Below are 13,644 nucleotides of genomic sequence, written 5' to 3'. Positions count from 1 at the left end.
CGAACTTGCCGTAGCCCAATATGAACACTCCCACTCCCCCTGGTTTCCGCTGCGGCATGGTCGCGATCGTCGGCCGTCCCAATGTCGGCAAATCCACGCTCATGAATGCGCTGGTCGGCCAGAAAGTCAGCATCACGTCGCGCAAGGCGCAGACCACGCGCCATCGCATCACGGGCATCCACACGCTCGAAGACGCGCAATACATTTTCGTCGACACGCCGGGTTTTCAGACCAAGCACAGCGGCGCGCTGAACCGTTCGCTGAATCGCGCGGTCACGTCCACTCTGACTTCCGTCGACGCGATCCTGTTCGTGATCGAAGCCGGCCGTTTCGGCCCGGACGACCAGAAGGTGCTCGACCTGATTCCGCCGTCGGTGCCCACGTTGCTGATCGCCAACAAGCTCGATCGCGTGACGGATAAGGATTCCCTGTTTCCGTTCATGCAGCAGGTGAGCGCGCTGCACAAGTTCGCCGAAATCGTGCCGCTGTCGGCGAAACATCCCGACGACATCAAACGTCTGATGGCGACCGTCAAGCCGTTCCTGCCGGAAGGCGCGCCGATCTACGGCGAAGACGACCTGACCGATCGCAGCGAGCGCTTCCTTGCCGCTGAAATCCTGCGCGAAAAAGTGTTTCGCTGGACCGGCGACGAACTGCCGTACACGAGCACCGTGCTGATCGACAAGTTCGAAACCGAGGGGCGTCTGCGCCGCATTTTCGCGACCATCATGGTCGACCGCGACACGCATAAGGCGATGATCATCGGCCAGAAGGGCGCCAAGCTGAAACAGATCAGCACTGAAGCGCGCCTCGATATGGAAAAGCTGTTCGACGGGCCGGTGTATCTGGAAACCTTCATCAAGGTGAAGAGCGGCTGGGCCGACAACGAAGCCGGACTTCGTGCGTATGGGTACGAATGACGCGTGGATGACGCTGAATTCCGACGCGGACCCGGACGATTCGGAGCCGGCCGCGCCGGCACGCGAGCCGTCCAAACCCGCGCGTAGCACCCGAAAATCTTCATCGACTAAAAGCGCGCAGGGCGCCGAGGGCGAGTCGCGTAAAACGCCAACTCGCCGCGCGCCGCGCACCTCCGCGTCCGACTACCGGATCGCGGAGCAGCCCGCCTTCGTTCTCCATAGCTATCCGTATCGCGAGACCAGTCTGATCATCGACGTGCTCTCGCGCGATCACGGCCGTCTCGCACTCGTCGCGAAGGGCGCGAAGCGTCCGCACTCCGCGCTGCGCGGCGTGCTGCAGACGTTCCAGCCGCTCGCGCTGTCGTGGTCGGGCAAGTCCGAGGTGCGTACGCTGACCGGCGCCGAATGGGTCGGCGGCATGTTGCCGCTGGCCGGCGATGCGCTGCTGTGCGGCTTCTACGTGAACGAACTGCTGGTCAAGTTCTGCGCGCGCGAAGATCCGCATCCGCAACTGTTCCATCACTACGTCGTCACGATGACCCGTCTCGCGCACGACGAGCCGCCCGTGCAGGTGCTGCGTTCGTTCGAGCGCGTGCTGCTGCGCGAAACCGGCTACGCAATGGCGCTGGATCGTACCGTCGCGCGCAAAGCGGTGCTGGCCGAAGGCCGCTACGTGTTCGATCCGGAGCGCGGCGTGCGCGAAGCCTCCGACGATCTGCCAGCGCTTTGGCCGGTGATCGCGGGTCAAACCTTGCTCGACATGGAGCAGGACGATTACCATCGAGCGCAGACCGTGGCGCAAAGCAAAACGCTGATGCGCTTTCTGCTCAACACTTACCTTGGCGGCACGCCGCTCGCGACGCGCCAGATCCTGATCGACTTGCAGAACTTATGAGCTTCTTTCTTACGTCGCCGAATGTGATTGATCTGGGCGTGAACATCGATCACGTCGCCACGCTGCGCAACGCGCGCGGCACCTCGTATCCCGATCCGATTCGCGCCGCGCTGATGGCCGAAGAGGCCGGTGCGGACGTCATCACGCTGCATCTGCGTGAAGACCGTCGCCATATCGTCGACGCCGACGTGCGCAAGCTGCGCCCGCTGCTGAAGACGCGCATGAATCTCGAATGCGCGGTCACGCAGGAAATGCTCGACATCGCCTGTGAAGTGCAGCCTCACGACGTGTGCCTCGTGCCGGAAAAGCGTCAGGAACTGACGACCGAAGGCGGGCTCGACGTCGCCGGCCAGTTCGAAGCCGTGCGCGCCGCGTGCAAGCAACTTGCCGACGCGAACTCGCGCGTGTCGCTCTTTATCGATCCGGACGAAACGCAGATTCGCGCCGCGCACGAAGCCGGCGCGCCGGTGATCGAACTGCACACCGGCCGCTACGCCGAAGCCCACGATCCCGCTGAACAGCAGCGTGAATTCGAGCGCGTGGTGCGCGCCGTCGAATTCGGCAGGACGCTCGGCATCAAGGTCAATGCCGGCCACGGTCTGCACTACACGAACGTCCAGCAGATCGCCGCGATCGAAGGCATCGACGAACTGAATATTGGCCACGCGATCGTCGCGCACGCGATCTTCGCCGGCTGGGATAACGCAGTGCGCGAGATGAAGGCGATCATGGTCGCCGCGCGTCTCGGCGCGCGCGCGTAGTACGGCGGCCCGCCCATGGCAATCTACGGCATCGGCACGGACATTGTTCAGGTCAGCCGCGTGGCCGCGGTCATGACGCGCACCAACGGCCGCTTCGCCGAAAAGGTGCTCGGCCCGGACGAACTGCGTGTTTATCACGCGCGTCAGGCGCGGTCGGCGGCGCGTGGTCTCGCGTTTCTCGCCACGCGGTTCTCGGCGAAAGAAGCGTTTTCGAAAGCGATCGGCCTCGGCATGCATTGGCCGATGACCTGGCGCGCGCTGCAAACGCTCAACAAGCCGAGCGGCGAACCGATGGTGGTCGCGTCCGGCGAACTGGCCGAGTGGCTCGACGCGCGCGGCATCACGGCGCGCGTGACGATCAGCGACGAACGCGACTACGCGGTGTCGTTCGTGATTGCGGAAACCGCGCAAGCGGGTACGCCCGACGCCGCCGCCGAATAACAAATACCTTGAACGCGGCGAGAGTCTGCCGCGTCTCTCCTTGCTCCAAAGCTTTTTTCCAACGCTAATCGATGAAAACCATTCCCGGACCGGTGATGCTCGACGTGGTCGGCACAACGCTGAACGACGACGACAAGCGCCGCCTTGCCCATCCGATGACCGGCGGCGTGATCCTGTTCGCGCGCCACTATGAGAGCCGCGCGCAACTGAGCGCGCTGACCGATTCGATCCGCGGCATTCGCGACGATTTGCTGATCGCCGTCGATCACGAAGGCGGGCGCGTGCAGCGCTTCCGCACCGACGGTTTCACCGTGCTGCCCGCAATGGGCAAGCTCGGCACGTTGTGGGACAGCGATGTGCTGCACGCGACCAAAGTGACAACGGCCATCGGCTATATCCTGGCGACGGAACTTCGCGCGTGCGGCATCGACATGAGCTTTACGCCGGTACTCGATCTGAACTACGGCCAATCGCAGGTGATCGGCGACCGCTCGTTCCACCGCGATCCGCGCGTGGTGGCGTTGCTTGCCAAGAGCCTGAACCACGGGCTCGCGCTGGCCGGCATGAGCAATTGCGGCAAGCATTTCCCGGGGCACGGTTTCGCACAGGCGGATTCGCATGTCGCCATGCCGGTTGACGACCGTCCGCTCGAGGCGATTCTGCGCGACGACGTGGCGCCGTACGACTGGCTCGGCCTGTCGTTGGGGTCGGTGATTCCCGCGCATGTGATCTATCCGCAAGTCGATTCGAAACCGGCGGGTTTCTCGCGTGTCTGGCTGCAAGACATTTTGCGCGGCAAGCTGCGCTTCGAAGGCGCGATTTTCAGCGATGATCTGTCGATGGAAGCCGCGCGCCAGGGCGGCACCTTGACCGAGGGTGCCACCGCCGCGCTGCAGGCCGGTTGCGACATGGTGCTGATCTGCAATCAGCCGGACGAAGCGGAGAAGGTGCTGGATGCGCTGCGCTTCACGCCGTCGAAGGAATCGCAACGGCGCTTGCAGCGCATGCGGCCGCGCGGCAAGGCGTTGAAGTGGAGCAAGCTGGTCGCCGACCCGCAATATCTGCAAGCGCAGGCGCTGCTGCGTAGCGCGTTTGCGTAGGGCAGCTTAGCCACCCGGCAAGCGCCGCAAGAAAAAACGCCGCCTTCATATTTGAAGGCGCCGTTTTTCTTGCTCAAAGCGAACCGCAAACGATCGCTGCGGCTGTTAGTTCAAACGCATGCGTTGCAGCTTGTTGTAAAGCGTCTTCGGACTGATGCCCAGCAACGACGCAGCCCGGTGACGCGTGCCGCCGACGGCGTCGAGCGTGGCGCGAATCAGCATTTCCTCGACGTCCGCGAGTGGTGTGCCCACGGTGACCTGCACGCGGCTGCCGTTCAGATCGCGGCCATTCGCCGAGCCGGCCTCGTCGGCGCGCAACGACTCCAGCACATCGCCGGACGCGTGATAGGCGCGCCGCACACGCTCCTGCAGCTCACGCACATTGCCTGGCCATTCATAAGCGAGACACTCGCGCAGGAAATTCGGCGCGATCTGCTTGGCGACCTCCGCCGTGCCGCGCGTCAAGCCTTCGTGATTCAACTCGTCTACGACTGCCTGGGCGATCAACGCCGGATCCTCACCGCGTTCGCGCAGCGGCGGCAGCGTGACGGCGGCGGCTTCGAGGCGTAGCGAGAGGTCTTCGTGCAGGCTGCCGTCGGCTACCGCGGCACGCGGCGCCTTACGCGTCGACGCGATCAGGCGGAAGTCCGTCACCACCTGATTCGTGCCGCCGACCCGCATGAACGTCTGCGAGTCGAGCGCGCGCAGCAGGGCTTCCTGCTGCGCGCGCGGCAATTCGGCGATTTCCTCAATGAACAGCGTGCCGCCGCTCGCCTGTTCGAACAGGCCCGGTTCGCGCTGGTCAGCGCCGTTGAACGCACCGCGTTCGTGACCGAATAGCTGGCTTTCGAGCGAGCGTTGCGCGCCCGCGCTGTTCGCGCTCCGGCAGTCGAGCGTGATGAACGGACCTTTGCGGCGCCGGCTCATGTCGTGCATGGTGCGCGCCGCGATTTGCTTGCCTGTGCCGGCTTCGCCGGAAATCAGCACGGCGGCTTCAGTCGGCGCGATATGTTCGATCGTGTCGTAGACGTGCTGGATCGCGCCGCTGCGGCCGAGCATCGAGCCGAAACGGCCGAGTTGACGCAGCGACGCGCGTAGCGTCTGCACTTCCTCGGTCAGTTCGTACGGGCGCGGGATGCGCGCGAGCAAGCTGCGCAAACGGGGTATGTTGACCGGCTTGAGCAGGTAATCCCAGATGCCGTGGCGCAAACCTTCGATCGCGCTTTCCACCGTCGCATTGCCGGTCATCACGATCACGGGCAGGGCGCCACCGGGCGGATGAGCGGGCAGATGCTGCAGCAGGTCGAGCCCGCTGCCGTCCGGCAGGTTCAGGTCGACCAGCACGACGTCGGGAATGAAGCGCGCCAATGCGGCTCGGGCCTCTGCGATCGTCGTCGCGGTGTCGACGGAAAAGCCGTCGGCCGCGAGGATGGCCGACAGGCCTGACAGGCTATTAGGATCGTCTTCAACAATCAGGGCGTGTGGCATGGCGAGCGCAATTTTTAGATGAATGGAATACCCGATGCGCTGCGCCGATACGTTGGCGCGCGGCACGAGCGCAATGCTGGCCGGTACTGTCGGTCGGATGCCGAGTCGGATCCTGTGCCGCGTGCGTAGCCTCGGTCAGCGCGGTCGCGATACAGGAGCGGCCGGCTGGCATAGGCGGATTGGCCGGAGCGCACACCAGGCACGGCACCGGCACAAAGGCGACGATTCGACTCAAGCGGTTCGGGTCCTTTGCGTGATTAAATTGACTGCCAGTCCCAACGTTCTTAGGCGTGGAACCGGCGCCTGTATTTCCTTCACTCGGGCTGTCAGAAATCCCGATTGCTGTCGAAGAAACGCCGCACTTCGCGTTCCGCCTCTTCGCGCGTCTTGCCGTAACGCTCCTGAATCAAACCGGCGAGCTTGTCGGCACGGCCTTCGGCCGCGGTCAATTCGTCGTCGGTCAATTCCCCCATGCGGTCTTGGCCTTGCCAACCATTTGCTTCCACTTGCCTTCAGCGATATCGTTATTCATGCCGCATCTCCAGAGTTGAAGAAGATAAAGCCCTATTGGCTGTATCCAGAGATAAGCATGGACTGTGCCACGACAATTTATACAGACTTATCAATGGTTTGCTCGACGGCATACGGGAAAATTTGAGTGCGCGGTGTGGCAATTTCGAGAAGACTGCCGGTAAAGTTTTCCTTAACCATACACGGCGGCGCAAAAAAGAAAAAGCGCCCAAATTGGGCGCTTTTTTTGCCATTTTTTTCGCAGCGCCCCAGTGGGGGCGCCGGATTCAGGCGAGCAGGGCGCTTAAGCGCGGCTGCGGTACTCGTGCGTACGCGTGTCGATTTCGATCTTGTCGCCGATGTTGCAGAAGAGCGGCACTTGCAGTTCGAAACCGGTGTTCAGCTTGGCGTTCTTCAACACCTTGCCCGACGACGTGTCGCCCTTGACAGCCGGTTCCGTGTAGATGATTTCGCGGACCAGCGTGGTCGGCAGTTCGACCGAAATGGCTTTCTCGTTGTAGAACACGACTTCGCAAGCCATGCCGTCTTCGAGGTAATGAAGGGCGTCGCCCATCATTTCGCCTTCGACTTCGAACTGGTTGTAGTCGGCGTCCATGAACACGTACATCGGGTCAGCGAAGTACGAGTACGTGACTTCCTTGCGTTCCAGCACGACGACGTCGAACTTGTCGTCGGCCTTGTAAACGCTTTCCATGCCTGCGCCGGTCAGCAGGTTCTTGAACTTCATCTTGACGACGGCGGAGTTGCGGCCCGATTTGTTGTATTCGGCCTTCTGCACAACCATTGCGTCTGCGCCGATCATCACGACGTTGCCGGTGCGGAGTTCCTGTGCGGTCTTCATAAAACTGTCCTGTACGAATTAAGTAGCTTCAACTTGTGCTCAACGGCATACGGCGCAAGCGGCTTCGGCGCTTTGCTCACTGCGTGCCGCACCGCCGAAGCGGCTCGGCGGGTCGCGAGCGAGTCAAGCGTGGCCGGCTTGCCGCCGGGCGCGGCGGGAGCCGCAAACGCGCGGTCTCTGCCACTCCCAGCAATCCGTTACCTGCTTTTTTACCCTGTGCGGGCGTGTACACGAGTGGCGCCGATTCGCAACATGCGTCCCTTTTTTAACATTCCCCCCATCAAGCTTTGACTCAGGAGATGTCTGGCCTCTTTCGAAGCCAAGGTTGACGGGCCGCCAAAGCGAGTTGTTTGGATTGCGCCGCTGCGATCGGGCCGCGCTTGCGTCGTCGGCCGTTGGATAACCGCTTATTTTAACTGACTTTTTGCGAACAAGGCCAGATTTCCGGCAAGGTCGCCCACTTGAGCCAGTTCGCGGGCCCACGCCGCTGCGCGTTGCCTGAGCGTCGGCAGGTGACGCTGGAATTCCGTCCAGTCCGGCCGGCCCGTTCCGTTCCAGGCGTGCCAGAAGCGCGCGAGCGCGTCGCGGGCGTCGGCGGGCAGGGTGCGCGCGTAGTGCGCGAGCGCGGCGTCGAGCTTTGGCAGATGGGCGTCGTCCGCTTGCGGGTAGATGTGCCAGACGAACGGTTTGGCGGCCCACTGGGCGCGCACGAACGAATCCTCGCCGCGCACGAAATTGAGGTCGCTCGCCCACAGCAGCGTGTCGTAGCCGGGCTGGTCGGTAAAGGCGAGGGCGTGCGCGCTGAGGTTGCCGCGCGCCGCATGCGAGCCGGCGCCGAACGCCGGGAGGTCGAAAAAGCGCGCTACCGAGCCTGAAATGCGGCCTTCCGGCACGAGCAGGACGACCGGCTCCGCGCTGTCGCGCCATTGTTCGAGCAGGCTGTCGACGGCGGGGTTTTCGTAGGAGAACAGCGAGACAACGGTCGCGCCAGCAGGCGGCGGCGCGTGGCCGGTGGTTTGCCGCCACCATGCTTCGCGCGTGCCGGGCGACGCTTCAAAATCCGCCCGTGCGCCGTCGAGATGCCGTTCCTTCAGCACGCCGCCGGTGCCGGGGCCGAGTCCGGGGAAAAAAAACGTCTTGGTCAGCGGATAGCGCGGATGAGGCGACGGCCGCAGATGAAAATCCGCGACCCAGTCCTCGGCGCTCAGATATTCGAGGTTGAACCACACCGGCGTGCGCTCGCGCGCCGCCATCGCGGCGATATAGATGGGCGGCAGTTCGCAGCCGAACGCTTCGATCACGACGTCGGCCACTTCGAGCGTATCGCCCGCATGGGCCGGCTCGTGCCAATGTTCAACAACTACCCCGCCCGCCGTCTGGCGCGGATGGTCCAGCGTCAGCGACGGGCACAGCTTCTGGAACGCGTGCAGGTCGTCGACGAACACGCGCACCTGCCAGCCGTGTTCGCTCGCGAGTTGACGCGCGAGGCGCCAGCACACGCCGATGTCGCCGAAATTGTCGATCACCGCGCAGAAGATGTCGCAGGCGATTGCCGGGGGCGTGTCGGCGGCTCGCTCGGGTTGGGACGTAGCGGAAGACATGATGGACTGGGTCGCGGATTCCAACGGATGAGGGGAGCGAGGCAGTGCGAGCGATGCGACCGCATTGCACTTTGCCGCAAGATGACGAAGCTGCCGCCGATGCGTCTCCCGATTCAAGCCGACAAGGTTCGGACGCGCGCGGAATGTTCTAAACTGGCGATTCTAAAGCACTCGTTCACGATTGCGCGCGCATGGCGCCCTCCGGTTCCCCGCGGCGCGCGGCAACGGAGCAACGCTTCGCGAGACCGTCCCACCCGACCGATTCTGCATGACCGAACCCGAAGCAACCGACGTTTTCGAGCCGAAAAAAGTGCTCGCCCAACTGCCGCATCTGCCCGGCGTCTATCGCTATTACGATACGCACGGCGCGGTGCTTTACGTGGGCAAGGCACGCGATCTGAAGAAGCGCGTCTCGAGCTACTTCACCAAGACGCTTCTGTCGCCGCGCATCGCCATGATGGTGACGCGCATTGCGCGCATCGAGACGACCGTCACGCGCTCCGAGGCCGAAGCGCTGCTGCTCGAAAACAACCTGATCAAGGCGCTCGCGCCGCGCTACAACATTCTGTTTCGCGACGACAAGTCGTATCCCTACCTCAAGCTGACCGGCCACAAGTTTCCGCGCATGGCGTATTACCGTGGCGCCGTGGATCGCAAGAATCAGTACTTCGGTCCGTTTCCGAGTGCGTGGGCGGTGCGCGAGAGCATCCAGATCCTGCAGCGCGTGTTCCAGTTGCGCACGTGCGAAGACTCCGTGTTCAACAACCGCACGCGGCCTTGTCTGCTGCATCAGATCGGCCGCTGCACGGCGCCGTGCGTCGCGGCGATCAATGAAGAGGATTACGCGCGCGACGTCGCCAACGCATCGCGCTTTCTGCTCGGCCGTCAGGGCGAGGTGATGAAGGAACTCGAGCAGAAGATGCATGCCTTCGCGAGCGAGCTGAAGTTCGAGCAGGCCGCGGCGGTGCGCAACCAGATGAGTTCGCTGTCGACGGTGCTGCATCAGCAGGCGATCGAAGTCGGCAGCGACAGCGACGTGGATATTCTTGCGGTCGTCGCGCTGGGCGGCCGCGTGTGCGTGAATCTGGCGATGGTGCGCGGCGGCCGGCATCTCGGCGACAAGGCGTATTTCCCGGCGCACGTGGAAAGCGCGTTGACGGCGGACGAGGGCGGACTGGAAGAAGATAGCGCCGCGTTGGCCGATGTGGCGCTCGCGTCGCACCCGCTCGCGCAAGACGGTGTCATCGACGATGAAACGGCGGGGTTGGCCGATGCCAGTGACGCTCTTGCGCTCGCGCAAGAGATGCCATCGGAGGACGAGCAGGATGAAGAGGACGCCGCCGAAGAAGCCGACGTAGCCGACGAAGCCGGCTCCGAACCCGCAAAGCCGCGCAAAGGTCGTGCTGCAACCGGTGGAATCGAATCCGAAGTCCTCGAAGCATTCATCGCCCAGCATTACCTGGGCAACCGCGTGCCGCCCGTGCTGGTGGTCAGCCACGCACCCGCCGATCGCGAACTGGTCGACGTGCTGATCGAACAAGCCGGCCACAAGGTCACGGTGCTGCGCCAGCCGCAAGGGCAACGGCGCGCGTGGCTCGCGATGGCCGAACAGAACGCGCGGCTCGCGCTCGCGCGCCTGCTTTCGGAGCAGGGCTCGCAACAAGCCCGCACGCGCGCGCTGACGGACACCCTCGGCATGGAGTGCGACGATCTCGCGCATTTGCGTATCGAATGCTTCGACATCAGCCACACGATGGGTGAGGCGACCCAGGCTTCCTGCGTGGTGTATCACCATCACAAGATGCAGTCGTCGGAATACCGCCGCTACAACATCACCGGCATTACGCCCGGCGACGACTATGCCGCGATGCGCCAGGTGCTCACGCGCCGCTACGAGAAGATGGTCGAGCAAGCCGCCGCGAACGCCGCCGACGAAGCCGCCGAGTTGCAAAGCGATGCGGCCGCCGATCCGTCGCTCACGCCGGACGCCGCGGAGCCGGTTGCGGCCGGCGGCATCCTGCCGACTATCGTGCTGATCGACGGCGGCAAGGGCCAGGTCGAAATCGCGCGTCAGGTGTTTACGGAACTGGGTCTCGATACCGGCATGCTGGTCGGCGTCGCGAAGGGCGAAGGGCGTAAGGTCGGCCTCGAAACCCTGATTTTCGCCGACGGCCGCGCGCCGCTCGAACTCGGCAAGGAAAGCGCCGCACTCATGCTGGTCGCGCAGATCCGCGACGAAGCGCACCGCTTCGCCATCACCGGCATGCGCGCGAAGCGCGCCAAGACGCGCCAGACCTCGCGGCTGGAAGAGCTGGAAGGCGTGGGCGCGAAGCGGCGTCAACGGTTGCTCGCGCGCTTTGGCGGATTGCGCGGCGTGGTTGCGGCCAGTGTCGAGGATCTGGCGAGCGTCGAAGGCATTTCGCAGGCGCTCGCGGAGCAGATTTACCGGCAATTGCACTGATGGCGGCGGTCGCGGCCGGCCGCTCAACCGCTTTCGAGCAGCGCCGTGGCGGCGCGCACGGCAACGTCTGCGTGCCGCTTTGCCGCCGCTTTGCTTGTGGCAGGCCTTATGACACGGCACAATTGCATCTCCCTTGCCAGACGCTGCGCCTGCCCATGCCGTTTAATTTCCCGATTTTCCTGACCTGGCTGCGGATCGTCCTGATCCCGCTCGTCGTCGGTGTGTTCTATTTGCCCAACATGATGATGAGCCCCGCGCACCGCAATCTGGCGGCCGCGACCATCTTCATTCTGGCGGCGCTGACCGACTGGTTCGACGGCTATCTGGCGCGCAAGTGGAATCAGACCTCGGCATTTGGCGCGTTCCTCGATCCGGTCGCCGACAAGCTGATGGTGACCGCCGCGTTGCTGGTGCTCGTGCAACTCACGCGTATCGATTCGGCGATTGCGCTCGTGATCGTCGGGCGCGAGATCGCGATCTCGGCGTTGCGCGAATGGATGGCGCAGATCGGCGCGTCGAAGAGCGTCGCGGTGAATTCGCTCGGCAAGCTCAAGACCGTTTGCCAGATGGTGGCGATTCCCATGCTGCTGTTCTACGGCCCGCTGTCGTTCGGCGGCGTGGTGATCGACACGCGCGTGTGGGGCCTGTGGCTAATCTATCTGGCCGCGTTCCTGACGATCTGGTCGATGCTCTACTACATGAAGCTCGCGTGGCCGCAGATCCGCGAACGGGGCGGCGTGGCCTGAGTTTTCGTCGTAGTGGAGCGCGCCCGGTGTATGTCCGAACTTCGCGGCCGCGTGAGTGAAATTTGTTCGGTAAAAGAGATTCGCAAAAGGGGTTGACACGTTTCAGTCGTTTCTCCATAATCTCGTTTCTCCGATGCACGCAGTTCGAAACATCGGTGGCAGTAAGCGGGCATTTGCAGTAACAAGGCAGCAGATAGCACGGCAAAAGCAGCACAATGCGGGAGTAGCTCAGTTGGTAGAGCGCAACCTTGCCAAGGTTGAGGTCGCGAGTTCGAGCCTCGTCTCCCGCTCCAGATTTTTAAAGCAGCGCATTGTTTGGCAAGTGGAAGTGCAGCGCGTTGTGAAGCAGTCCAATGCGGGAGTAGCTCAGTTGGTAGAGCGCAACCTTGCCAAGGTTGAGGTCGCGAGTTCGAGCCTCGTCTCCCGCTCCATACATAAGGGGAAGCAACGCTTCCCTTTTTGTTTGGTGGCCCGGTTCTTCCGGTTGCCCGCCGAACAAAATCTGCGAATCTGTTGCTAGGTTCCAGTCCGCTTGCGGCGCGATAGCAAAGCGGTTATGCAGCGGCCTGCAAAGCCGTTTAGGCCGGTTCGACTCCGGCTCGCGCCTCCAGTAGTTGATGTAAAGAAAAGCCCCGACTCGTCGGGGCTTTTCTTTTTTCGGCCTCGGTTTCGCCGGCGAAGCGGATGGGGGCGCAGGCGTGGTGGTTTCGATGCAGGGCCACCGGGTAGCCCAGAGCACGTTGCCCACTTGCGATCATCAGCGCTTCGAGTGGGCGCGAACGATCGGTGCTGCGCGGCAGGTTCGACCACCGGCATCAAATGCTTATTTACCATTTGCCTTGCCCGCACTTTCACCTTCGTTTCGTAGTCTTTCAAACCTGTTTGGCCCATCGTTGAATACACAGAACGATGCATTGAGCGCATTCGGCAATTACCATTAATGTAGAGTGTGCAATGCCATTCTCGCGTTCATAAGCATTGCTTGTCATCGGTTCTAATCGATGGCAATGCTTTGTATCGCGAAAGCACAGGGCCGGGCATACACTCGCGACAACTGCTGGAACATCGTCATTGCCTATCAATACCGAGGCTGCATGTACCTACAACTCACCGGCACTCAAGTTCGCCTGCTCGGCTCGATGCATCTGTTTCCGGCGACGAGCCGCAGAACCCCGCCGTGGATCGCCGAGGCCTATGACTGGGCCGAGGCGCTCGTCTTCGAGTCCGATCCGCCGACGATCTTGCCGTTTCTAAAGGCCGACGGGCAGGGCAGTGCGGAGCAACTGCAGCCTTTGCTATCCGCCCACGCGTGGCGGCAACTTCACGCGGCATGGCCCGCCGAAGGACCGCTGGCGCCGCTCGCGGATCTGCGTCCGTGGGCTGCGCTGATCGTCGCGCCGACGTTGTTCCAGCAGGTCGTCGAAGGTGTCGAGCCGCGCATGCTGCGTTCGGCGATCACGCAGGCCAAACCTTATCGGTATCTCGAGACCGCGGAGGAGGTGGCGGCGGCGCTCGAATCGATTCCGCTCGATGCCGTCGGCGCGGCGCTCGGCCTGCTCATGGCTGATCTCGCCGAACCACAGCGCACGCTCGAGCGCATGCACGCGGCCTGGCTGAATGGCGACCTGCTCGCTGTGCATCGGATCGCTATCGAGTCGCCGATGTTCAATCTGCCGGGCATCCGGCATGCGATTCTCGACGCGCGCAATCGCGCATGGGCGGCGCGCCTGACCGGGTTGCTTGCTCGACCGGAGCGTACGTTGGTGGTCGTCGGCGCGTTGCATCTGTGCGGTCCCGGCAATCTGATCGACTGTCTCGCGCAGCCTGTCGAACCGGTCTTCGCCACCCCGTAGCAGAGC

11 protein-coding genes, 3 tRNA genes and 1 pseudogene are annotated in these 13,644 nt (G+C 63.1%); 11 read left to right on the top strand and 4 right to left on the bottom strand.

The features are described 5' to 3' along the window. Nucleotides 1-20 precede the first annotated feature (20 nt). The 5 genes from era to nagZ all read left to right on the top strand — a co-directional run bounded on the left by era (nt 21) and on the right by nagZ (nt 4,117). Nucleotides 21-920, top strand: a complete 900-nt coding sequence (era, locus tag B0G73_RS24120; protein WP_106283755.1) for a GTPase Era — start codon at nt 21-23, stop codon at nt 918-920. Then, nucleotides 907-1,815, top strand: a complete 909-nt coding sequence (recO, locus tag B0G73_RS24115; RefSeq protein ID WP_106283754.1) for a DNA repair protein RecO — start codon at nt 907-909, stop codon at nt 1,813-1,815. Before era ends, recO begins: the two co-directional genes overlap by 14 nt. Next, nucleotides 1,812-2,576, top strand: a complete 765-nt coding sequence (pdxJ, locus tag B0G73_RS24110; protein WP_106283753.1) for a pyridoxine 5'-phosphate synthase — start codon at nt 1,812-1,814, stop codon at nt 2,574-2,576. Before recO ends, pdxJ begins: the two co-directional genes overlap by 4 nt. Before the next feature lie 15 nt (nt 2,577-2,591). Beyond that, nucleotides 2,592-3,017, top strand: a complete 426-nt coding sequence (gene acpS, locus B0G73_RS24105) for a holo-ACP synthase (protein WP_106283752.1) — start codon at nt 2,592-2,594, stop codon at nt 3,015-3,017. Between the two features lie 71 nt (nt 3,018-3,088). Next, on the top strand, nt 3,089-4,117 hold the full coding sequence (gene nagZ, locus B0G73_RS24100) for a beta-N-acetylhexosaminidase (RefSeq protein WP_106283751.1): 1,029 nt from the start codon (nt 3,089-3,091) through the stop codon (nt 4,115-4,117). A gap of 105 nt (nt 4,118-4,222) precedes the next feature. Here nagZ and B0G73_RS24095 read toward each other — a convergent pair whose 3' ends face one another. The 4 genes and pseudogenes from B0G73_RS24095 to earP all read right to left on the bottom strand — a co-directional run bounded on the left by B0G73_RS24095 (nt 4,223) and on the right by earP (nt 8,578). Continuing rightward, entirely contained in the window at nt 4,223-5,605 is a 1,383-nt protein-coding gene (locus B0G73_RS24095) for a sigma-54 dependent transcriptional regulator (RefSeq protein WP_106283831.1), read from the bottom strand. Between the two features lie 326 nt (nt 5,606-5,931). Next, nucleotides 5,932-6,137, bottom strand: a pseudogene (locus B0G73_RS24090) (CsbD family protein). 282 nt (nt 6,138-6,419) lie between these two features. Then, entirely contained in the window at nt 6,420-6,977 is a 558-nt protein-coding gene (gene efp, locus B0G73_RS24085) for an elongation factor P (RefSeq protein WP_012433870.1), read from the bottom strand. Nucleotides 6,978-7,384: 407 nt separating this feature from the next. Further along, nucleotides 7,385-8,578, bottom strand: coding sequence for an elongation factor P maturation arginine rhamnosyltransferase EarP (gene earP, locus B0G73_RS24080; protein WP_106283750.1), 1,194 nt, complete (start codon nt 8,576-8,578; stop codon nt 7,385-7,387). 268 nt (nt 8,579-8,846) lie between these two features. On the opposite strand from earP, the gene uvrC reads away from it, so the two are divergent. The 6 genes from uvrC to B0G73_RS24050 all read left to right on the top strand — a co-directional run bounded on the left by uvrC (nt 8,847) and on the right by B0G73_RS24050 (nt 13,638). Beyond that, the gene (gene uvrC / locus B0G73_RS24075; RefSeq protein ID WP_106283749.1) at nt 8,847-11,039 is read left to right on the top strand and encodes an excinuclease ABC subunit UvrC; all 2,193 of its coding nucleotides are present in this window, start codon (nt 8,847-8,849) and stop codon (nt 11,037-11,039) included. 155 nt (nt 11,040-11,194) lie between these two features. Beyond that, on the top strand, nt 11,195-11,785 hold the full coding sequence (gene pgsA / locus B0G73_RS24070; protein ID WP_106283830.1) for a CDP-diacylglycerol--glycerol-3-phosphate 3-phosphatidyltransferase: 591 nt from the start codon (nt 11,195-11,197) through the stop codon (nt 11,783-11,785). Nucleotides 11,786-12,002: 217 nt separating this feature from the next. Continuing rightward, nucleotides 12,003-12,078: transfer RNA gene (locus B0G73_RS24065), tRNA-Gly, on the top strand. A 62-nt stretch (nt 12,079-12,140) separates the two neighbouring features. Continuing rightward, a tRNA-Gly gene (locus tag B0G73_RS24060) sits at nt 12,141-12,216 on the top strand. A gap of 105 nt (nt 12,217-12,321) precedes the next feature. Further along, a tRNA-Cys gene (locus tag B0G73_RS24055) sits at nt 12,322-12,395 on the top strand. A 484-nt stretch (nt 12,396-12,879) separates the two neighbouring features. Continuing rightward, nucleotides 12,880-13,638 (top strand): TraB/GumN family protein, encoded by a 759-nt coding sequence (locus tag B0G73_RS24050; protein WP_106283748.1) that lies wholly within the window; start codon nt 12,880-12,882, stop codon nt 13,636-13,638. Nucleotides 13,639-13,644: the final 6 nt, after the last annotated feature.

The sequence above is a fragment of the Paraburkholderia sp. BL25I1N1 genome (genome assembly GCF_003002025.1).
Taxonomy (GTDB): domain Bacteria; phylum Pseudomonadota; class Gammaproteobacteria; order Burkholderiales; family Burkholderiaceae; genus Paraburkholderia.
This window is presented reverse-complemented; position numbering and strand designations above follow the sequence as displayed.